Genomic DNA, 19,546 nt, shown 5'->3' on the forward strand with positions numbered 1-19,546 from the left:
ACCTTGACCATCGCATCGATCACCTTTGGCAGAAACGACGCCTCGACCCGTGGCCGACCAATGCCTTCGATCCGCGAACCGTGATCCAGTCGAAGACTGGCATCGCCAGTCAGGTAGTAATCAAAAAACACCGATCGCTCGGCATCGGCGCACAGCACGCGAGTGCAATGCTGGCGATAACGCACGTATCGCCCGAGGGTCGCCGTGGTGCCGCCGGTGCCTGGGCTGGAAATCAGCCAGCTCGGCTCCGGGTGCTGTTCAAAACGCATCTGATGGAAGATCGATTCGGCGATGTTGTTGTTCGCCCGCCAGTCGGTGGCGCGTTCGGCGTAGGTGAACTGATCGATAAAGTGCCCGTCGTGCTCGCGCGCCAGGCGCTCGGACTCTGCATAGATCTGCGTCGGGTCGTCCACCAGATGGCTCTTGCCACCGTAGAACTCGATCTGCGCGATCTTTTCTTTGGAGGTGGTGGCCGGCATCACTGCAATAAACGGCAGGCCGAGCAAACGGGCGAAGTACGCCTCGGAAATCGCCGTCGAACCGCTGGACGCTTCGATCACCGGCGCGCCGGGTTTAAGCCAGCCGTTACACAGCGCATAGAGGAACAACGAACGCGCCAGGCGATGTTTCAGGCTGCCGGTGGGATGGCTCGACTCATCCTTGAAATACAACTCGATGCCCGGCAACCCCGGCAGCGGCAAGGGGATCAGGTGGGTGTCGGCGCTGCGCTGGAAGTCCGCTTCGATGATCCGGATCGCTTCCCGGGCCCACTGTCGGTTGTCGCTCATGATGGTTTTCTCGTTGAGTCGGCCTTGGCACAAGGCTCAGCCCACAAGCTTAGGAAAAATCCGACATCGCGCACAGGTACAGCTGAGGTTCAATACGTCCGGCAACTGCTAGGCTCAGGTCCGTGTCGCCTTTCGTGCTGTAACGGCATATAACAAAAAAGAATATAACTTTTGTTTTAACAACTAACGGTACGGGTTAGGGTGTGCCACCTTTTTGATTATTCGATGGAGAGCGACCTTGCCTCTGCGTAGCACTTTCACGCGTTTCTTTCAGTTGGAAGCTGCCAGCGGTCTGTTGTTGATCGCCGCAGCAGCCCTGGCTTTGATCATCAACAACTCCCCGTTGTCGTGGCTCTACAGCAGCTTTCTGGACACCCCGGTGGTGGCTCAGGTCGGCGCGCTGCAAATCGCCAAACCGGCACTGCTGTGGATCAACGACGGCCTGATGGCCCTGTTCTTCCTGCTGATCGGCCTGGAAGTAAAGCGCGAAGTCCTCGACGGTCAGCTGTCGAAGCCTTCACAGGTGGTCCTGCCCGGCGCCGCGGCGATTGGCGGCATGGTCGTGCCGGCGTTGGTCTACTGGTTCTTCAACCGTGACAATCCCGCTGCGCTCGGTGGCTGGGCCATTCCGATGGCGACTGACATCGCCTTCGCCCTCGGCGTCCTCGCCCTGCTGGGCAAGCGTGTGCCGGTGTCGCTGAAACTGTTCCTGATGACCCTGGCGATCATCGACGACCTCGGCGCGATCATCGTCATTGCGATCTTCTATTCCGGCGCACTGTCGACCCTGTCCCTGGCGTTGGCCGCGGCCTGCATCGTCGCGCTGATCGCGATGAACCGGCTCGGCGTGGTCAAGCTCGGGCCGTACATGATCATCGGTTTGATCCTGTGGGTGTGCGTACTCAAAAGCGGTGTCCACGCCACGCTGGCCGGCGTAACCTTGGCCTTCTGCATCCCGTTGCGCACCAAAAACGCCGAGCCGTCACCGCTGCTGACGCTGGAACACGCCCTGCACCCGTGGGTGGCCTACGGCATCCTGCCGCTGTTCGCCTTCGCCAACGCTGGCCTGTCCCTGAGCGGCGTGACTGTCGAAAGCTTCACCCATCACGTACCGATGGGCATCGCAATCGGCCTGCTGCTGGGCAAGACGCTTGGCGTATTCGGCCTGACCTGGCTCGCGGTAAAAACCGGCATCGCCGCCCTGCCCCAAGGCGCCAATTGGGGCCAGGTGCTGGGGGTTGCGATCCTCTGTGGGATTGGTTTCACCATGAGTTTGTTTGTCGGTTCCCTGGCGTTTGAACCGGGCGTCAGTGAATACGCCGGGATGGACCGGATGGGGATTTTGACCGGGTCGATATTGGCAGCGTTGATTGGATATGCGGTGACGGCGGCGGCGAGTCGCAAGCAAACCGTGCTCTCATCCTGATCAATGGAGACAACTCCTAGCGTCATTCGAGACGCGTCCTACAGCCACGATTTGCCTCGTTCGTTAACGTCGCACAGCCCGTTTCTTGAGGGTTGTCGACGTACGAACGCAAGGAAAATCAGTGGCTGGCAAGGACATTCCCCGGGTTCCAAACCCACCATCGGGTGACGGACATCACGTCACTTACCGCTACATGACGGCCACTGAGCTGGCTGCGCGGGACGCCAGGCAAAACGCTTACGACGCCATGCTTGCAAGACAGCAAGCCTTTGAAGAAAGCCTTCAAGTCGCGGCGAAAAAGGATGACGTTGCCCGTGCGGGATGTGTTTTCGCCAAGTCCTGCAAACTGCCGGACGCCATCATCGATTACTCCAATCCCTCAAGTATGGTGCCCACCGACAGCCTGAAAGATTACGGTGAACTGATCCTGCTCGGCACCCGTGAGGCCGATGAAAGCGGCGGCATCGCACTCAAGAAAATCAGTGGTACCGCCATCCCGGCGGGTTTCGGCAGCTTTGCCCTGAGTGGCTCGGCGTTCGCCGCATTACCCGCCGTCGCCGCCAGCAGCGCAGCGGCTACCCTGGCCGCGCTGGTGGCCCTGATCATGCCGACGAGCCTTGGCGACAGCTCGCTCTACACCGAAGATCAACTGCGCACCCTCAAACAGGCCCGCACTCGCGTTCGCCTGCGGGTCGAGCAACAGACTGATGGCAGTCTCAAGGGCTACGGTTTCTACACCGGCAAGAATCGTGATTGGGAGATGGTGGATGTCGTGCAATTTACGTTGCGCGGTAATCAGCAGGTAGCCGATCTAGGCGACGGCGTCGAACTGATCTGGACTCCAGCTATGGATGGCTCCGACATTTTCGGGATTCCAGCGCTGGAGGCCGCGCCACAAGCACCGCACATCTGGGTTTACCCGCCGACGAAACAGGCTGACAGCATCATCGTCGATCCGGTGCATCCGCCTGATTACAAGGATTTCATTCTTGTTTTTCCGGTGGGGTCGGGGGTAAAGCCGGTTTACATTGTTTATAGCGTTCCTGGTGATCACAAATTCCACCCTGCTCCCGACTCACTCGCAGCATTCCCCGATCTAAAATCTGCGCCATCGAAAACTTATGTAAGAGGGGGCGGCAGCAAACGCCGACGGTGGAAGGATAGCTCCGGGAGAATTTATGAATGGGACTCTCAGCACGGCAAGGTCGAGTTGTACACCAAACAAGGCAAGCACCTAGGGGAATATGACCCGCTGACCGGAGAGCAAACAAAGCCTGCCGACCCAAAAAGGAGCGTAGAAAAATGAGACATGTCCTAGAAATCTTCGAAAAACAGACCGAAGAGTTACTTCACAGTGTGGAAATACCCGCCAATCGCAGCGAAGAACTAAGACAGCTGATGAACTGGCGCAAACCCGAGGAAGGGTTCGACTGCTACGACCTGTCTCCAGAACAGGTGAAAACACTACAAAACTGGACCGGTACGAACCTGGACAACAGGAATCACATCGTTCAATTGGTGTGCCTCGAATAGCATCATTTACCCCGAGGCGGCCTTCGAAAACAACACAGAATTGACGTCTATTCAGACAATAACCATGTCGACTGACCCACCGCTATCGCCGGCAAGCCAGCTCCTACAGGGAAACGCGTACGATCAAAGAGACAGGTCGGCTTTCAGGCCGCCTCGGCTGCTGTGGCGGTAGTCGCCCCCTCGAGAGGCCGAGTGGAGGTTCTGCGCAGTGGGCAACCCGGCATGGATGCCGGGTTAGCCGCGCACGGCCAGGGATGGCCGATCGCGGCGGGCCCACGGAGCAGGACCGGAGCGAGGGCATGGTGAGCATTAGCGAGCCACCGAACGAAAGGGGCAAAAGCGCTTGGTTACTTGGCGCTTCTCCAAGTGACTCGCCGTAAGGGCGAAACCAATGGAAGCCGTTACCGCAGAAACGGATATCCCCCCAATCCAAAACCCCGCCTCAAAAAAAACCCCAACCAGCTCACGCTGATCGGGGTTTTCTTTTACCCGCTTTCCCGCTTAGTGCGTAACGCGGCTCGTACCATCTACAGTAGCAATCCGCACCCGCTCACCCACACGGAACACTTCGTTTTCCTGAACCTGCTGCACATAGGCACGCATGCTGCCGTCGTCTTCACGAACAGTGATTTCCACACCTTGGGTGCGGGTCAGGCCTTCTTCAGTGGCCGAGCCGATCAGCCCGCCAGCCACGGCGCCGATAACTGCAGCAACGATGCTGCCTTTACCACCGCCGATGCTGCTGCCACCAACACCACCGACCGCCGCGCCGGCGAGGCCGCCGATCGGGGTCTTGGTGCCTTCGATTTTCACCGGACGCAGGGATTCGATGGTGCCCATGCGAACGGTCTGCACACGACGCGCTTCGTCACGGGAGTAGGAGTCACCGGTCAGGCTCGATTGGCAGCCAGTGAGCAACATCGCCATCGTGGAAAAGGAAGCAACAAGCAGAACAGACTTACGCATGGCATCACCTCCAAAGGACATGTAACCATTAAACTCCGCAGCTTGACGCGTGTCACGACGTCGCCCCGATAACATTGGTTTGATTCAGGCCCGGTACAGGGACCTCCACGAACTCATCAAACAGTAGCGGCAAATGACGAGATCTGCGCCGCTGCCCCAAGGATTTTCATGGATTACTTCATCATTGTCGTCACCACTGTCGCCGGTCTGTACTTCCATGGGTGGTTGTACGTACGGATCAAACGCTGGATGGACCGCGATATGGCGCTAGCCCTGGCGGGGAGCGATGAGCAGAAAAGAGCCTACATGCTCCAGCAACTGGCGAACGCTCAAGCGCAGAAGATCAAGCGTCGGGACCTGCCTCAGTGGCTGGAGGCCGCTGCGGCAGGTTATCCCGGTCGGTAGACTGCTCAGGGCGCCAGACGTTCAAGAATCCAGTCGGCGCCTTGTAAACGATAGTTCAGGCGATCGTGCAGGCGGCTCGAACGGCCCTGCCAGAATTCGATGCGCTCAGGCAGCAGACGATAACCGCCCCAGTGCTCAGGGCAATGAGGCTGCGTATCGCTGAAACGTTGCTCGGTGTTCTTGAGCAACGCTTCCAGCTCGGCGCGATCGGCGATCACGCGGCTTTGCGGTGAAGCCCAGGCACCAAGGCGACTGCCCAGCGGCCGGACCTGGAAGTAGGCATCTGACTCCTCAGGCGTGACCTTCACCACCCGACCTTCTACACGAACCTGACGCTCGAGGGCCGGCCAGAAAAACGTCATGGCCGCGAACGGGTTCGCGGCCAGATGCTGGCCCTTGGCGCTGTCGTAGTTGGTGAAGAAGGTGAAGCCCTGCGCATCCAGGCCCTTGAGCAGCAAAATGCGGCAATGCGGCCGACCGTCCTGATCGACGGTGGCCAGGGTCATGGCGTTGGCTTCCACCGGCGGCTGCTCGGTTTTCACCGCGTCGGCAAACCACTGATGGAACAGCGCGAACGGCTCGGCCGGGGCTTGTGCCTCGGTCAGGCCGTCTCGGGTGTAGTCGCGACGCATATCAGCCAGGCCCTGGGTCATGGCGCATTCCTTTTGGTTAACGAATCACTTTTTCACAGGATCAGCGACAACGACTTTTTTGTCAGCTGCCGCGGCTTTGGCCGGCGTGGTCTTTTTGGCCGGCGTCGCGGTTTTAGCCGGAGTCTTCTTGGCGGCGGCTTTCTTGGCCGGCGCTTTTTTCGTGGCAGGTACAGCGGCTTTCTTCGCGGCTGGTGCCGGGGTGACCGGCTTGGCCACTGGCTTGACGTCCTGGGCAGCGACCAGTTTCACCGGTGCCGGGGCTGGCATGTTGTACTTGCTCAACAGCGCAACCATAGTGTTTTGCGGAGTCACCAGCAGTTCGACGCGACGGTTCAAGGCACGGCCTTCAACGCTGTCGTTGGCCGCACGCGGGGCTTCGCCACCCATGCCGCGCAGCATCAGGCGATCACGCTGCAGACCGCTGAGGCGGAAAATCGCCGCCACGGCTTGTGCGCGTTCCTGGCTCAGTTTCACGTTGGCCGGTGCGGCGCCCGAGGTGTCGCTGTGACCCAATACCAGCACGGCGGTCTTGGGATCGACTTCAAGGATTTTCGCCACGCGAGTGAACGGGCCGAGAGTCACCGGCAGCAACATGGCCGGACGGTCGGGGTTGAACGAACCTTCTACTGGCGCAGTGACCACCAGCACGTTTTCACGGCGCTCGAGTTGCAGGTTGCTGTCCTTGATCGCGGTGCGCAGGCGCGGTTCGTAATCGTCGAGCCAGGCCTGAGTGACTTTAGGGTCAGGCATCGGCACGACTTTGGCCGTGCTCTGCTCTTTGCCGCCGAACGGCCACCACCATTTGCCACCGGCGTCGGCTTCAACCTTGGCAACCGGGGCCACCTCGGCAGGCTTCACAGGTGCCGGCGCGGGAGCCGGCTCTTTCGCCGCGACTTTGTCGGAGGAACCGAACGGCCACCAGCTGCTGCCATCCGAATCATTTTTTGGTGTCTGCGCACAACCGGTAACAGCGACACACAGGGCCAAAGCGAGGGTGGTTTTATTGAGTGACATTGGAAATCCACAAAAAAGAAGTCATAAAAATTCAGGCCGGCATGACCCGGATAAACAGACGGTTGGAAAACATAAAGGCCTTCGGGTTCCGGCCCTGGAACCCTTCAGCGCGTTTTACAGACAAGTGGCCAGTACCCGCGCGAGCTTTTGCGCGCGCGGATCCATCAAGACGTAAGGCCCCAGTGTATTTGTCACAAAACCGAAGGCGACATCGTATTCAGGGTCAGCAAAACCGATGGAGCCGCCAGCGCCCGGGTGACCGAACGCACGTGGGCCGAGGCCGTAGGTGGCGTTCGGGACATCCGGTTGATCGAGCATGCAACCCAGGCCGAAACGGGTCCGGGTCAGTAAAGTCTTGTCTTCGCCGAGGCTGTGTTCGCGGGTCAGCTCATCGAGCATCTCGCTTTCCAGCAGGCTGCCGTCGAGCAGCCCGGCATAGAACCCGGCCAGGCTGCGGGCATTGCCGTGGCCGTTGGCCGCCGGTTGTTGCATGCGCCGCCATTCCGGTTTGTTGGTGCTGGTCAGGACCGACGGCGGGTTAGTAAAGGCCCGCGTGGTCATGGCCGTCGGTTCGCGCATCGTCACTTGCAGCAGGCGCTGGGCCGCGGCATCCCCGACGTTGCCCTTGCCACGGGCGATGTGCGCCACGCGATGGAATTCTTCATCCGCCAGGCCGACGTGAAAATCCAGGCCCAACGGTTTGGCCACGCGGGCCACAATGGACTCGCCCGGCCCACGCCCGTCGGCACGGCGCAGTAACTCGCCGACCAGCCAGCCATAGGTGATCGCGGCATAACCGTGACCGGTGCCCGGCGTCCACCAAGGCGATTCGGCGGCCAGCGCATCGACCATGGTTTGCCAGTCGTAAAGCGCTTCCGGAGCCAGCAACTCGCGCAACGCCGGCAAACCAGCCTGATGGCAGAGCAGTTGACGCAAGGTGACGGATTCCTTGCCGGCGGCAGCGAATTCGGGCCAATAGCGGGCAACCGGGGCATCCAGTTGCAGCTTGCCTTCGGCGACCAGTTGCAGGGCGGTGACGGCGGTGAAGGTCTTGGTGCAGGAAAACAGGTTGGCGATGGTGTCGCTGTGCCAGGCCTCATGGCCATCCTTGTCGGCGGTGCCGGACCAGAGGTCGAGAACGGTTTCGCCGCCAACCTGGATGCACAACGCTGCGCCACGCTCCTGAGGATCGTCGAACAACGCCGCGAACGCTTCGCGAACCGCTTCGAACTTAAGCTCGTAATGACCCTGAATCTGCACCCGCTACTCCCTCGGACAAACGTTCTACAAAGTGGCCGGCATTGTTCCAGCCATTGATGGTTTTGGGAACAGGGTTGGGCCGGGCGGTCGGATTGCCGATCTATTGGATCTGGAATTCATGGTGTTTTTGAGGACGCCTTCGCGGGCAAGCCTCGCTCCTACAGGAGCACCACCGAACCTGTAGGAGCGAGGCTTGCCCGCGAAGAACGATAACGCAGTAGATCAGGCCTTAATGACCATTCCCCGAATGCCCACCCGCCTGCCCGGCGCCCTTCCCCGGGCCCTTGCCGGCTTCAGCTTTTCGCCCGCCTTCGGCATCGTGACTGGCTTTATCCGCTTCAGCCTTGGCCTTCTCGGCCTCTTTGCCCAACTGATCAACGGCCGCCAGGTTGCTCTTGCGTACGCTGTCGACGAAGCCCTGAAACGGCAGATCGGTAATGCCGACCAAACCAAAGTGCCCGTTTTCACCGTCCAGCAGACGACCGGTCACCGGTTGATCGAGGTACTGGAACCAGTGCACGCCGACAATCGACGGCTCGCTCAGTGCCTGTTTCAGGAAGTTGGCGTAAGCCGGGCCACGGTCTTCTTCCTTCGCCAGTTGCGTCACGCCGCCCCAGAACGGGCCGCGATCGGCCGAGCCGAAGTTGAATTCGGTGATCAGCACCGGTTTGTCCAGGCTGCGCAATTTGGCGAAGTCGTAACCGTCTTGCGGTTGCAGGGTGTACATGTTGAAGCTCAGCACATCGCAATACTGTGCACAGGATTCCACGGCTTCCGGGGTGCTGATGGCGAAACGGCCGCCCAGCAGCAGCTGATTCGGTGCGTGCCACTTGAGCGAGTCGGAAATGGTTTTGAAGTACGTGTCAGCGAAGACCTTCTGGAAGTATTTGAAGTCGGCTTCGATTTCCGGGTACTCGGCGCTCGGCAGCGGCGGCACGAAGCCCGGGTCTTCCATCAATTCCCAGGCCGGCAAGTCGATGCCCCAGGCTTTGGACAGGCCCGCCTGATTGCGGTACTTGTCGCGCAATTGCTTGAGGAACGCGCGCTTGGCCGGCACGTCAGTGGTCATTTTCAAGGTGCCGTAGGCCAGCGCGTAGCGGGCTTTCGGGTCGTCACCGGGACCGGCCCAGGCCAGTTCGTTGTCGGCGAAGTAACCGATCAGCCAAGGGTCGTCGCGATGATCGCGGGCGGCGATGGCCACGGCGCGTTCGGTGGCCATGGCGAAACGCGGGTCGAACGGGTCAGGCATGCCGCCCCACCAGTCGGTGCCGGTGCTGATGCTGGCGTAATCGCCGACGATCGACAGCGGCAAGGTGTAGGGCACGCGGTCCGCGTTGCCCAGCTCCGGGGCGCTCCAGTTGCCGATGGTGTTGAAGCCCCAGGCTTGCAGGCGATCCAGGGTGTGGCTGGCCCAGCGTTGTTCATCAATCACTGCGGTGCAAGGTTCGGCGGGTTTCTGCTCGACCGCTTTCGCGACGGTCGCGTCCTCTGCGCCGGCCTTGGCGGCTTCGGCAACACCGGCTTCGGCCGTGGAAGGAACGACGGGTTGTTCAGCGGTCTTCTCGACCGTCGCCTCAACTGCGTCGGCCTTGGCCGCTTCGGCGACACCGGCCTTGGTGTCGCTGCCCGGTGTGCAAGGGGCGCCATACAGACGCTGCAGGTTCGCGCCATAGAAATCGTACCAGCGCCCGGCGTTGTAGCCTCGGCCCTGATCGACGCCATTGCCACCCCGGTTGTCGCCTTCGCCAAAGTGACTGGCCAGCGGTTCTTCGGGTTTAGGCAGCGATTCGAACATCCACTCGCGACCGGCGATGTAAGTCTGGTTGACGTCCGGCGCAACGGTGTTGACCCCGAGCGAATAAAACGGATGGCCTTCCGGGGTCACCAGATACCAGCGACCGTCACGTTTCTCGCTGCGGAAAAAACCGCTGGCCTTGAACGTCGGGCCTTTTATCCAGCCACCGAACTTGTCCAGCGACGACTTCTCGCGCTCGGCCAGCCAGGTTTTGGTTTGTTGCTGTTCCTTGGCGGCGGCGCTTTTCAGTTGCTCGTCGCTGCTGACCTTCTCCGGCCATTTGGTCCGGGTCGACTGACCGAAAGCGTCCACCAGGCCGCCATAAACGGCTTGGGTGACGGCCTCGCCTTCCTGCACACCGAAACGCTCAAGCAGGATACTTTGCGCGACTTTCGGCTGATCCATCGACAACGTCACCGACACCACCTGGCTGCGATCCAGCTCACCGGCGCTGCTGGCCAACAGGATGCGTTGACCGTCGACAGTCATCGGCATCGGCGGACCGGCCTTCATGCCCAGGCTCAGCGGCGAGCTCGGCTGCAACGGCACCAGCAGCGTCTGCGCAGGGCCCGCCGGCAGATCCACGCGACTGATCAGCGTCTTGCCGTCGTTGCTCTGGATTTTCACGTAAAGGGTCACGGCCCAGTCCATTGCGCTTTGAATACGCAGGCTCATCACGCCGGACTGCGACCAGTCCCAGGCCCCGGTTTGCGGGGTCAGGCGCAGGGTTGGCTGGGCCACCGGGTTGAACGTCACCCGGCGCAGCACTTCGCCTTCGGCCGTTTGCTCTGCATTGGATTGCGGCAGGCTGGCGTCCTGAGTCGCCACCTGGACCACGTCGGCGGGGCGCACAAAGTTGAACAGCGTCTGCTGGCCTGCGGGAGCGGCGAGCAAAGGCGTGGTGAACAACAAGGCAAAAACAGCAGGCAACGAACGGCGAATCATGAGAACGAAAATCTCCCTAACGACCAACAATGGCCAGTGGAAAAGCGATGGCAGAGAGATAGACAACGCGGCGGGCAGATTTGCCCACCGTCGTATCAGGAAATTTCTCGACGGAATGGCGGTAACGCATTGAGGATCGCTTTGCCGTAACGCTGGGTGACCAGGCGCCGGTCGAGCAAGGTGATGGTGCCGCGGTCCTCTTCGGTTCGCAGCAAACGACCGCAGGCCTGGACCAGTTTCAGCGAGGCGTCCGGCACGGAGATTTCCATGAACGGATTGCCGCCCCGCGCTTCGATCCACTCGGCCAGTGCCGCTTCGACCGGATCATCGGGCACCGAGAATGGAATCTTCGCGATCACCACGTGCTCGCAGTACGCACCAGGCAAGTCGACACCTTCGGCGAAACTCGCCAGGCCGAACAGCACGCTGGAATCGCCGCCATCGACGCGCGCCTTGTGCTTGTTCAGGGTTTCCTGTTTCGACAGGTTGCCTTGAATGAACACTTGTTTGCGCCAGTCGCGGTCGAGACCGTCGAATACGTCCTGCATCTGTTTACGCGAGGAGAACAGCACCAGCGTGCCGCGCGAACCTTCAACCAGTTGCGGCAGGTCACGAATGATCGCCGCGGTGTGGGCCGCTGCATCACGTGGATCGGCTTTCAGGTCCGGCACCCGCAGCACGCCGGCATCGGCGTGATGGAACGGGCTCGGGACCACGGCGGTCACGGCTTTTTTCGGCAGCCCGGCACGCATGCGGAAGCGGTCGAAGGTGCCGAGTGCGGTCAGGGTCGCCGAAGTCACCAGCGCGCCGTAAGCCACGTTCCACAGGTTGCGCCGGAGCATTTCCGCCGCGAGGATCGGGCTGGCGTTGACTTCGATGTCGAACAGCGAGCCGCTTTCGGCCAGGGTCAGCCAGCGCGCCATGGGCGGGTTGTCTTCTGGGTCTTCGGCGGTGAATGCAACCCACAACTCCCAGTTGCCCGAAGAGCGCGACAACAGGCTGCCGAACAGCGGATACCACTCTTCAGCCTGGTTGCTGGCGATGCCGATGTTGACCTCGCCGTCCATGCCTTCCTTGAGCAGCTCGGTGAGGCGGGTAAACAGGTCGGTGAGACGGGCAAAACCCTTTTTCAGCTCGATGCCCATTTCGCGCATGTGCTCGGGAATCACCCCGCCGACGAAACGGTGACGCGGCCGCTCACGACCTTCGACGTCTTCGCCGGGTTTGAAATCGGCAGCCTGTTCGCAGGCGGTAAACATGAATTGCTGCTGGGTCTTGATCTCACGGGCCAGCTCCGGCACCTGTTCGATCAACTTGCCCAGGTCACCCGGCAGCGGATGCTGGGCGAGCAATTTGGTGAGGTTCTTCGCGGTGGTTTCCAGCCAGTCGGCGGTGGAGCGCAGGCGCGTGTAATGGGCGAAGTGGCCGATGGCCTTGTCCGGCAGGTGGTGACCTTCGTCGAACACGTAGATGGTGTCGCGCGGATCGGGCAAAACGGCGCCGCCGCCAAGGGCCAGGTCCGCCAGGACCATGTCGTGGTTGGTGACGATCACGTCAACCTTGCCCATGCCTTCGCGGGCCTTGTAGAAGGCGCACTGGCCGAAGTTCGGGCAATGGCGGTTGGTGCACTGGCTGTGATCGGTGGTCAGGCGCGCCCAATCGGCGTCTTCCAGGGCGGTGGACCAACTGTCGCGGTCGCCGTCCCATTTATTGCCGGCGAGCTTCTCGATCATGCTGGTGAACAGCTTCTGACTGGCCTCATCGACCTCGATCTTGAAGCCTTCTTCTTCGAACAGCTGCGCGGTAGCGGTTTGTGCGTGACCTTCCTGCAGCAACATGTCGAGCTTGGACAGGCACATGTAGCGCCCCCGGCCCTTGGCCAGGGCAAAGCTGAAATTCAGCCCGCTGTTGCGCATCAGGTCAGGCAGATCCTTGTAGACGATCTGTTCTTGCAGGGCCACGGTGGCCGTGGCGATCACCAGGCGTTTGCCGGCGGCTTTCGCAGTCGGGATCGCCGCCAGGCTGTAGGCCACGGTCTTGCCGGTACCGGTGCCGGCTTCCACCGCGACAATCGCGGGGTCGCCACTGCGCCGGCCTTCGTCGTCGGTGTCGATGTCACCGAGGACCTTGGCAATTTCAGCGATCATCAGGCGTTGGCCGTAGCGCGGCTTGAGGCTCTTGGCTTCGAGAAAACGCGAGTAGGCGCCCTGGATCGTGGTTTTGAGTTCAGTGCTGATCATGGATTGTCGGGCGCAAAAAACGCTGGATAAATTTTCAGTGGTTCGGTTCGGCGGCTATCATACCGCGCTAATTAATCCCGCGCAGAACGGAGTACCCCAATGACACCTTTTGGCATCGTTTACACCCTGCATGTCCTTTCCGCCCTGGTGTGGGTCGGCGGCATGTTTTTCGCCTGGATGGTCTTGCGTCCGGCCGCGATGAAGGCGCTGGAAGGCCCGGCCCGGTTGAAGCTGTGGGTAGAAGTGTTTCAAGGTTTTTTCCGCTGGGTCTGGATCGCGGTGGTGCTGTTGCCGGTCAGCGGTGTCGGCATGATTCATTTGCAGTACAGCGGTTTCGAGGCCGCGCCGCGTTATGTGCAGGTGATGATGGGGTTGTTCGTGGTGATGACCGCGCTGTTTATCCGGATTCAGGCGTTGCTGTTGCCGGAATTGCGCACGGCGGTGACGGCGCAGGATTGGCCGACGGGGGCTGCGGTACTGGGGAGGATTCGCCGGTTGGTGGGGATTAATTTGATTGTGGGGTTGGTGCTGGTGGCCATCGCCTCGGCGCGGCCGATGTTTTAAAAGCTTCGCGGGCAAGTCGGATCGCCGCACCGCTCGCTCCTACAATGGACAGCGTGATCCCTGTAGGAGCGAGGCTTGCCCGCGAAGACGATGGATCAGACAACGAAGATTTCCGAGATCAACTACAACCGCTGAACCGTCACCGAACCCGCCGCACCCGCAGGCCCCGGCTGGCCGTCAACGCCTGGCTTGCCGCTCTTGCCGCCATCGGCCTTGTAGACAAAGCAGCCCTTGGCCTTGCCACCCGCCCCCGGCTTACCGCCAGGACCGGCCAGACCACCCGCGCCGCCGGCAACCTGAACCTTGATCTGCTCCGCCGGATAATCACGCGGCACTTCCAGCCTGACCAGCGCACCCGGCGCACCCGGCTGACCGTCGCTGCCATCGCTGCCATCGGCCCCGCGACCGGCCTGGCCCCAGGTGCAGCCCGGTGCCTGACCGTTGGCGCCGTCGAGGCCGACAAACCCCGGTGCACCTGCGCCGCCGCGAGCATCAACCACCAACTGTGGTGCATTCAGTGCCTTGATCTGCACATTCAGATTGCGTCCCGAGCGGGCCGCCTTGAGGTAAGTACCCGGTGCACCGCGAGCGGTAATCTGGCTGCCTTCGGACAATTGGGCGCGGCTGACCTTCAACTCCAGCGCCGTTTCGCCGGGCACGATGGCGATCCGCGCTTCACGCCCCAGGCGCAATTCGCCGACGCTGACTTCGGTCACGTTCGAGGGAATCAGCAATGTGCCGTAATCGGCCACTTCCAGGCGTTCCAGCTGCAAGGTGCTGGCGGTATTGGGCAAGCGCATCAGCGAGTTGGTTTCGACGCTGACCACCTGGGCGCAGGCGAATGGGCTGACGAGTGCGGCGAGCAGACAGAGTTTACGCATGGGAAGCCTTCGGTACGGCAGGAGCCGGAATGGTTTGCAGGTGGAAAACACCGAAAAAGACAATCTTCAAGCGATCACGCCAAGGGTGGGCGCGGCCTCTGAGACTGCGGAAACAGAACACCGCCTCAAGAAGATGAAGGAACGCCAGCAGGCCGCCGGCCAGATTGACCAACAGGTGCAGCGGATTGACAAAGGGCATCAGCAGATTGACCAACACCACCAGCCAGAACAGCAGGGTCAACAGCTTACCCAGCCCCCAAAACACCTTCATACGCCCCCCCGTTGAGAATTATTCTTTGCACGCACAGTAACGGCTTCCACGCGGGATAAGCCAGAGGGCAACGGAAAATTCTTCATGAAGGCCGCCGAATGGCCGTCGGCGCCACTGCAATCATTGGCCGACGGCTCTATCACGGGGCTCAGCGATTGATGTGCAATTCCACGCGACGGTTTTTCGCGCGACCTTCCTCTGTTTCGTTATCGGCCACCGGTGCGCTTTCGCCCCGGCCTTCGCTGGTGAGTTTGTCCGGCGCCAGGCCCATGCCCAGCAAGTAAGCCGCCACGCTGCTGGCGCGTCGCTCCGAGAGTGCCTGGTTATAGGCGTCGTCACCCACGCTGTCGGTGTGGCCGATCACTTTGATGCTGACCACATCGGCGCTTTGCAGTTTGGGTATGAACGAGTCCAGCTGACTTTGCGCCGAGGGTGTCAGGTCGGATTTGTTGAACGCAAACAACACATCGCCCGCATCGCTCAGGGTGATGACTTCAGATTGTGCAGGTTCAGCGGGATTCACACTGGCCGGGTATTGCGGCAGCGGACAACCATGATGCTCGACCGGAGTATTGGCCGGCGTATCCGGGCAGCGATCGCGTCGATCGAAGACACCATCGCCATCTTCGTCGCCATCCTGCGCGTAGCAGATCAGGCCACCGGTCAAGATACCAAGCGCCGCTCCACCGGCCGCCCAACCGCCACTTTCGATAGCGCCCAAGCCACCACCGACCAAGCCACCGATAACGCTGCAGATCGGCCAGGTACGTTGATTGAGGGGGGCAGTGCCATCGCTGTGAGTAGCGCAACCGGTCAACAGGCTGCCAAGCAGCACAACCGGCCAGACGGTCCGTGTGAGAAGGCTCATGGTGAAAGCTCCTGTGTTACCGGCCGACGCCGGTTACACAGGAGTAAAGACCCGCATCCGTGACTGCACAAGCCACGGATGCGAGGGATCTAGCGTTGGATTTTGATTTCGGTGCGACGGTTCTGTGCACGGCCGTCGGCGGTTTTGTTATCGGCCACCGGCTGACTTTCACCGGCACCGGAAACAGACACGAAGTTGCTGCGCGGCACGCCTTCCTGGATGAGGTATTCAACCACCGAGTGAGCGCGTTTATCCGACAGTTTCTGGTTGTAGCTATCACTGCCCACGCTGTCGGTATGGCCAGTAACGGTCAACTGAGCAGTAGGGGCTTCGGCTTTCAAACGAGTGGCGATCTTATCGAGCACCTGTTTGTCAGAAGGGGTGAGTGTGGCTTTGTCGAACTGGAAGTGAACATCGCGGATGACGATGGTTTCTTCCTTGACCACAACCGCCTCTTCAACCACTGGCGCAGGGACTGGTGGTGGGCAACCGTCGGCATCGACCTTCACGCCTCTAGGCGTGCCCGGGCACTTGTCGCGGCTGTCCGGCACGCCATCGCCGTCTTCGTCGCCATCACCGTGAACCCAGCAATAGGCAGCGGCCGTACCGCCAACCAGCAGAGCGCCGTACCCTGCCCATGCCGAGCTCTCGGTCGCGCCGAGACCCGCACCGATTACACCGCCGACTGCCGCACAGGTCGGCCAGTCGGTTTTCTGCAAACCTGCGCAACCAGTCAACACACTGGTTAGCAGAACCAAGGGTAATGCTGTCCGAACTATGCTCATCTAGTTTTCTCCTGAGGGATCGGCTTAGAACCGATTCAGGTAGTAAAGACCCGAGCTTTAATCTCCGCCAGCAATAGGCCATTGCAGTTTTATCCAGTGTTCACGGCTGATCGATACTTTTAGCGCGACGACGCTCTATATCTGGACCTTCGGGCAGGCTAGTCTTGGCGCTCTGATTGAGGAACTTCGATGATTTCAGGTATTTCTTCGCGCACGCCCCAGCAGGCGCTGGCCGCTTTGCTGGATCGTTATGCCCCGCTCCGCCTGTTGCTGATCGGCGCGAGCGAATTCCCCGCGCTGGAAGCATTCAAGCTGGCGCACCCGGACACCTGCGTCGCCCACGCGGCACCCGGACCGTTGCCGGCCGAACTGGCGGCGCGCCGATTTGATCTGGCGCTGGTGGTCGATTGCCTCGAACACTTGCCCAAACGCGATGGCCTGAATTTGCTCGGCGGCATCCGCAACCTCAATGCCAGTCGCATTGCGGTGCTGGCGGATTTGCCGGCCAGTGGCTGGCAGGAGACGGATTTTTTTTCCTTGGCCCTGCAAGCCAGCGAACGCTTCCAGCGCGACGAACAAGTACTGACCTTGTTCACCTACGATCTGCTTGACTACAAACAAGTCCCCGACTGGCTCAACTCACGGTTCTGGGCCAATCCGGAAAACTTCGGGAAATACTGGTGGTAACGCAATGAGTACATCCATTTGCCCTTGCGGCAGCGGCACCCTGCTGGACGCCTGCTGCGGTCATTACCATGCCGGGCATCCGGCGCCTTGTGCCGAAGCGTTGATGCGTTCGCGCTACAGCGCTTACGTGTTGGGCCTGATCGATTACCTGGTAGCGACCACCCTGCCCGCGCAGCAGTCCGGCCTTGATCGTCAGTCCATCAGCGACTGGAGCGCGCAAAGCACCTGGCTCGGCCTGGAAGTGGAAAGTTCCGAGGTGTTCGGCGGTCAACCGGAACACGCGTTCGTGACCTTTACCGCGCGTTGGCACGATGGCAGCGGCGAACACAGCCACCGCGAGCGCTCGTCGTTCGTGCAGAACGCCGGCCACTGGTACTTCATCGACCCCACTGTGCCACTCAAGGCCGGACGCAACGATGCCTGCCCATGTGCCAGCGGGCAGAAGTTCAAGAAGTGTTGTGCGGGGTATTTCGCCAGTTGAGGTGATTCGTGAAGGGCTAGACTGGGGATCAAGGGAGAAACACAACCATGATCAGCCGACGTCGCGTCTTGCACACGCTCACCCTGCTCCTGTTTCTCGGACTCGGCGGCTGTGCGTCCTGGTTCAGCGACGATGAACCGGAACCTGAAGTGCATCTAGTCAAGGTCGAAGTGGTCCGGGCGAAACTGATGGAGCAACGCTTCCTGTTGTTCTTTCGCGTCGACAACCCGCGCGACAGCGACCTGACGGTACCCGGTCTCGAATACCGGATTCACCTGGGCGATATGTTGCTGACCGAAGGCGAGCACGAACACTGGTTTACGGTCGGTCCCAAGCACAGCGCATATTTCAAAGTGCCGATCCGCACCAACCTGTGGCCCAAGGTGCGGGATCTGGTGAAACTGTTGAAAAAACCCGAGCAACCTATCCCCTATCGCCTGGAAGGTGAGCTGGAAACCGGTGTGTTCATCGCGCACTACGTGCACCTGGCGCGCAAAGGCGTGATAATCCCCGCCGATTTAATTCCGGAGCACACCCGATGACCCAGCAACCCCACGTCCATGGCCCTGACTGCAACCACGATCATGACCATCACGACCACCATGATCACGACCATGGCCATGTCCACGGCCCGAACTGCGGCCACGCTCACCAGGAGCCGGTGCGCAACGCCCTGAAGGACGTCGGCCGCAACGACCCTTGCCCGTGCGGCAACGGCAAGAAATTCAAGAAGTGCCACGGCGCTTGATGCTTCGGGCGATGTTTTTCATCGCCTGTTGAATCGCTTCGCCGGCAAGCCGGTCTCGCTCCCACACTGGATTCGTGAATGACACAATCCCCTGTAGGAGCGAGGCTTGCCCGCGAAAAAGGCACCGCGATTATTCAGGCAAACCGCGTCATCTTCTTCGCGGGCAAGCCTCGCTCCTACAGTCATTCAGTCGGTCATCAGGATCAGCGCACTGCTGACGACCGTGGCGTATTCGCCGTGCAGATTGCCCAGCGACATCGCATGTACCTCTTCAGCTGAATGCGCATTGCCGAAGTAATCCGCTTTGTCGAACGTGAAGCACGCATCCTCCGCCACCCACGTATCAAACCCCAGGTTACCGGCCGTTCGCGCCGTGGACTCCACCGAGTTGTGGGTCGCGACGCCCACGATGACCAACTGATTGATCCCCGCCTCGCGCAAACTTGCCTCCAGCGCCGTCGTACAAAACGCATCCGGCACCTGTTTCTGAATCAGTTGCTCGCCGGCCAATGGCTGGAACCGCTCCTGAAACTCCACGCCCGATTGCTGCGGCCAGAACACTGAGTCCGGTGAACGGGACAGGTGCTGTACGTGGATCACCGGCCGCCCGGTTCGCCGCCATAGTCCCAGCAAATCCAGGATCCGCGCCTCGGCCTGAGGATTATTTCGCCGGCCAAGCCTTGGCTCCAAAATGCCTTTTTGTTGATCGATGATGATCAGTGCTGCGTTGGTCTTGAGCTCCATGCTGACTTTTCTCACGCGAGGTTATTGAGTTTCACGCACTTGAGCATCACCGCCTCCTACAGGCAAGTCCTCGATCGCAAACGGGACGATCTGATGTTCGCGGTTGCTGTCTGAATTTCACGATGCCGCAACGAATACAGCAAGGTGAATTCGCCTAGGCTTGAAAGTGATCGATTGTGTATATCCGGTTCTTCGGTAACGGCTGCTATTGGTTTCGCCCTTACGGCGAGTCACTTTGGAAAAGCCCCAAAGTAACCAAAGGGCTCTTGCCCCTTTCGTTCGGTGCCTCGCCTAGGCTCGGCATGCCCTCGCTCCGGTCCTGCTCCGTGGGCCCGCCGCCATCGGCCATCCATGGCCGGGGGCGGCTAACCCGGCATCCATGCCGGGTTGCCCACTGCGCAGAACCTGCGCTCGGCCTCTCGAGGGGGCGCTCAGATCAAAAGCGGAAGGCGAGCTAACGCTCGGCCTGATGAGTGGTGGAAATCAAAAGCA

21 protein-coding genes are annotated in these 19,546 nt (G+C 60.6%); 9 read left to right on the top strand and 12 right to left on the bottom strand.

Features of this window, described 5'->3' with window-relative positions; all coding sequences use genetic code 11:
* Positions 1–791 (bottom strand): PLP-dependent cysteine synthase family protein (locus KGA97_RS24940; protein WP_223481695.1); only part of this gene is annotated, 791 nt, incomplete at its 3' end.
* Positions 792–1,026: 235 nt separating this feature from the next.
* Here KGA97_RS24940 and nhaA point away from each other — a divergent pair.
* The 3 genes from nhaA to KGA97_RS24955 all read left to right on the top strand — a co-directional run bounded on the left by nhaA (position 1,027) and on the right by KGA97_RS24955 (position 3,747).
* Entirely contained in the window at positions 1,027–2,214 is a 1,188-nt protein-coding gene (gene nhaA, locus KGA97_RS24945) for a Na+/H+ antiporter NhaA (RefSeq protein ID WP_223481690.1), read from the top strand.
* Positions 2,215–2,335: 121 nt separating this feature from the next.
* Entirely contained in the window at positions 2,336–3,520 is a 1,185-nt protein-coding gene (locus KGA97_RS24950; RefSeq protein WP_223481691.1) for a colicin E3/pyocin S6 family cytotoxin, read from the top strand.
* The gene (locus KGA97_RS24955; protein WP_223481692.1) at positions 3,517–3,747 is read left to right on the top strand and encodes a hypothetical protein; all 231 of its coding nucleotides are present in this window, start codon (positions 3,517–3,519) and stop codon (positions 3,745–3,747) included. Before KGA97_RS24950 ends, KGA97_RS24955 begins: the two co-directional genes overlap by 4 nt.
* A gap of 501 nt (positions 3,748–4,248) precedes the next feature.
* Here KGA97_RS24955 and KGA97_RS24960 read toward each other — a convergent pair.
* Positions 4,249–4,713: a glycine zipper 2TM domain-containing protein gene (locus tag KGA97_RS24960; RefSeq protein ID WP_008040841.1), complete on the bottom strand. Its 465-nt coding sequence runs from the start codon at positions 4,711–4,713 to the stop codon at positions 4,249–4,251.
* A 168-nt stretch (positions 4,714–4,881) separates the two neighbouring features.
* On the opposite strand from KGA97_RS24960, the gene KGA97_RS24965 reads away from it, so the two are divergent.
* On the top strand, positions 4,882–5,118 hold the full coding sequence (locus KGA97_RS24965) for a hypothetical protein (RefSeq protein WP_008040840.1): 237 nt from the start codon (positions 4,882–4,884) through the stop codon (positions 5,116–5,118).
* Between the two features lie 5 nt (positions 5,119–5,123).
* Here KGA97_RS24965 and pdxH read toward each other — a convergent pair whose 3' ends face one another.
* The 5 genes from pdxH to dinG all read right to left on the bottom strand — a co-directional run bounded on the left by pdxH (position 5,124) and on the right by dinG (position 13,025).
* Complete coding sequence (gene pdxH, locus KGA97_RS24970) at positions 5,124–5,771, bottom strand: pyridoxamine 5'-phosphate oxidase (protein ID WP_192228636.1); 648 nt, start codon at positions 5,769–5,771, stop codon at positions 5,124–5,126.
* 24 nt (positions 5,772–5,795) lie between these two features.
* Entirely contained in the window at positions 5,796–6,785 is a 990-nt protein-coding gene (locus KGA97_RS24975; RefSeq protein WP_223437879.1) for an OmpA family protein, read from the bottom strand.
* Between the two features lie 114 nt (positions 6,786–6,899).
* On the bottom strand, positions 6,900–8,045 hold the full coding sequence (locus KGA97_RS24980; protein ID WP_008040837.1) for an EstA family serine hydrolase: 1,146 nt from the start codon (positions 8,043–8,045) through the stop codon (positions 6,900–6,902).
* Positions 8,046–8,274: 229 nt separating this feature from the next.
* Positions 8,275–10,785 (bottom strand): hypothetical protein, encoded by a 2,511-nt coding sequence (locus KGA97_RS24985; RefSeq protein WP_008040835.1) that lies wholly within the window; start codon positions 10,783–10,785, stop codon positions 8,275–8,277.
* 95 nt (positions 10,786–10,880) lie between these two features.
* Positions 10,881–13,025, bottom strand: coding sequence for an ATP-dependent DNA helicase DinG (gene dinG / locus KGA97_RS24990; RefSeq protein ID WP_008031664.1), 2,145 nt, complete (start codon positions 13,023–13,025; stop codon positions 10,881–10,883).
* 99 nt (positions 13,026–13,124) lie between these two features.
* Here dinG and KGA97_RS24995 point away from each other — a divergent pair, with 99 nt between their 5' ends.
* Entirely contained in the window at positions 13,125–13,589 is a 465-nt protein-coding gene (locus tag KGA97_RS24995) for a CopD family protein (protein WP_008031665.1), read from the top strand.
* Between the two features lie 122 nt (positions 13,590–13,711).
* On the opposite strand, the gene KGA97_RS25000 is transcribed toward KGA97_RS24995, so the two are convergent.
* From KGA97_RS25000 to KGA97_RS25015, 4 genes are all read right to left on the bottom strand, one after another.
* Positions 13,712–14,470, bottom strand: a complete 759-nt coding sequence (locus tag KGA97_RS25000; RefSeq protein WP_008040834.1) for a collagen-like protein — start codon at positions 14,468–14,470, stop codon at positions 13,712–13,714.
* A complete protein-coding gene (locus tag KGA97_RS25005; protein WP_008031667.1) occupies positions 14,463–14,741 on the bottom strand; it encodes a DUF1145 domain-containing protein in 279 nt (92 codons plus the stop codon). Before KGA97_RS25005 ends, KGA97_RS25000 begins: the two co-directional genes overlap by 8 nt.
* Positions 14,742–14,889: 148 nt before the next feature.
* Positions 14,890–15,609 carry an OmpA family protein gene (locus tag KGA97_RS25010; protein ID WP_008040833.1) on the bottom strand — a complete coding sequence of 240 codons (720 nt, stop codon included), beginning with the start codon at positions 15,607–15,609 and terminating at the stop codon, positions 14,890–14,892.
* A gap of 89 nt (positions 15,610–15,698) precedes the next feature.
* Positions 15,699–16,394: an OmpA family protein gene (locus KGA97_RS25015; protein ID WP_008040832.1), complete on the bottom strand. Its 696-nt coding sequence runs from the start codon at positions 16,392–16,394 to the stop codon at positions 15,699–15,701.
* Between the two features lie 189 nt (positions 16,395–16,583).
* Here KGA97_RS25015 and KGA97_RS25020 point away from each other — a divergent pair, with 189 nt between their 5' ends.
* From KGA97_RS25020 to KGA97_RS25035, 4 genes are read left to right on the top strand one after another with little or no spacing between them, the layout of a single operon-like run.
* On the top strand, positions 16,584–17,081 hold the full coding sequence (locus KGA97_RS25020; protein WP_008031670.1) for a DUF6231 family protein: 498 nt from the start codon (positions 16,584–16,586) through the stop codon (positions 17,079–17,081).
* Positions 17,082–17,085: 4 nt separating this feature from the next.
* Entirely contained in the window at positions 17,086–17,562 is a 477-nt protein-coding gene (locus KGA97_RS25025) for a YchJ family protein (RefSeq protein WP_008040831.1), read from the top strand.
* A 47-nt stretch (positions 17,563–17,609) separates the two neighbouring features.
* On the top strand, positions 17,610–18,104 hold the full coding sequence (locus KGA97_RS25030) for an LEA type 2 family protein (protein WP_223481693.1): 495 nt from the start codon (positions 17,610–17,612) through the stop codon (positions 18,102–18,104).
* A complete protein-coding gene (locus KGA97_RS25035) occupies positions 18,101–18,310 on the top strand; it encodes an SEC-C metal-binding domain-containing protein (RefSeq protein WP_007906737.1) in 210 nt (69 codons plus the stop codon). Before KGA97_RS25030 ends, KGA97_RS25035 begins: the two co-directional genes overlap by 4 nt.
* A 186-nt stretch (positions 18,311–18,496) precedes the next feature.
* Here the strand turns inward: KGA97_RS25035 and KGA97_RS25040 are convergent, their stop codons facing one another.
* A complete protein-coding gene (locus KGA97_RS25040; RefSeq protein ID WP_223481694.1) occupies positions 18,497–19,054 on the bottom strand; it encodes a cysteine hydrolase family protein in 558 nt (185 codons plus the stop codon).
* Positions 19,055–19,546 lie beyond the last annotated feature (492 nt).

The sequence above is a fragment of the Pseudomonas sp. BF-B-15 genome (genome assembly GCF_019946675.1).
In the GTDB taxonomy this organism is placed as follows: Bacteria; Pseudomonadota; Gammaproteobacteria; order Pseudomonadales; family Pseudomonadaceae; genus Aquipseudomonas; species Aquipseudomonas migulae.

Excerpts from the sequence above, each read along its gene's own strand:
- KGA97_RS24995 (WP_008031665.1), top strand. The coding sequence starts at position 13,125 with ATGACACCTTTTGGCATCGTTTACACCCTGCATGTCCTTTCCGCCCTG.
- KGA97_RS25020 (WP_008031670.1), top strand. The coding sequence starts at position 16,584 with ATGATTTCAGGTATTTCTTCGCGCACGCCCCAGCAGGCGCTGGCCGCT.
- KGA97_RS25010 (WP_008040833.1), bottom strand. The coding sequence starts at position 15,609 with ATGAGCCTTCTCACACGGACCGTCTGGCCGGTTGTGCTGCTTGGCAGC.
- KGA97_RS25040 (WP_223481694.1), bottom strand. The coding sequence starts at position 19,054 with ATGGAGCTCAAGACCAACGCAGCACTGATCATCATCGATCAACAAAAA.
- KGA97_RS24965 (WP_008040840.1), top strand. The coding sequence starts at position 4,882 with ATGGATTACTTCATCATTGTCGTCACCACTGTCGCCGGTCTGTACTTC.
- KGA97_RS24985 (WP_008040835.1), bottom strand. The coding sequence starts at position 10,785 with ATGATTCGCCGTTCGTTGCCTGCTGTTTTTGCCTTGTTGTTCACCACG.
- dinG (WP_008031664.1), bottom strand. The coding sequence starts at position 13,025 with ATGATCAGCACTGAACTCAAAACCACGATCCAGGGCGCCTACTCGCGT.
- KGA97_RS25030 (WP_223481693.1), top strand. The coding sequence starts at position 17,610 with ATGATCAGCCGACGTCGCGTCTTGCACACGCTCACCCTGCTCCTGTTT.
- KGA97_RS25035 (WP_007906737.1), top strand. The coding sequence starts at position 18,101 with ATGACCCAGCAACCCCACGTCCATGGCCCTGACTGCAACCACGATCAT.
- pdxH (WP_192228636.1), bottom strand. The coding sequence starts at position 5,771 with ATGACCCAGGGCCTGGCTGATATGCGTCGCGACTACACCCGAGACGGC.
- KGA97_RS25025 (WP_008040831.1), top strand. The coding sequence starts at position 17,086 with ATGAGTACATCCATTTGCCCTTGCGGCAGCGGCACCCTGCTGGACGCC.
- KGA97_RS25015 (WP_008040832.1), bottom strand. The coding sequence starts at position 16,394 with ATGAGCATAGTTCGGACAGCATTACCCTTGGTTCTGCTAACCAGTGTG.
- KGA97_RS24975 (WP_223437879.1), bottom strand. The coding sequence starts at position 6,785 with ATGTCACTCAATAAAACCACCCTCGCTTTGGCCCTGTGTGTCGCTGTT.
- KGA97_RS24955 (WP_223481692.1), top strand. The coding sequence starts at position 3,517 with ATGAGACATGTCCTAGAAATCTTCGAAAAACAGACCGAAGAGTTACTT.
- KGA97_RS25000 (WP_008040834.1), bottom strand. The coding sequence starts at position 14,470 with ATGCGTAAACTCTGTCTGCTCGCCGCACTCGTCAGCCCATTCGCCTGC.
- KGA97_RS25005 (WP_008031667.1), bottom strand. The coding sequence starts at position 14,741 with ATGAAGGTGTTTTGGGGGCTGGGTAAGCTGTTGACCCTGCTGTTCTGG.
- KGA97_RS24960 (WP_008040841.1), bottom strand. The coding sequence starts at position 4,713 with ATGCGTAAGTCTGTTCTGCTTGTTGCTTCCTTTTCCACGATGGCGATG.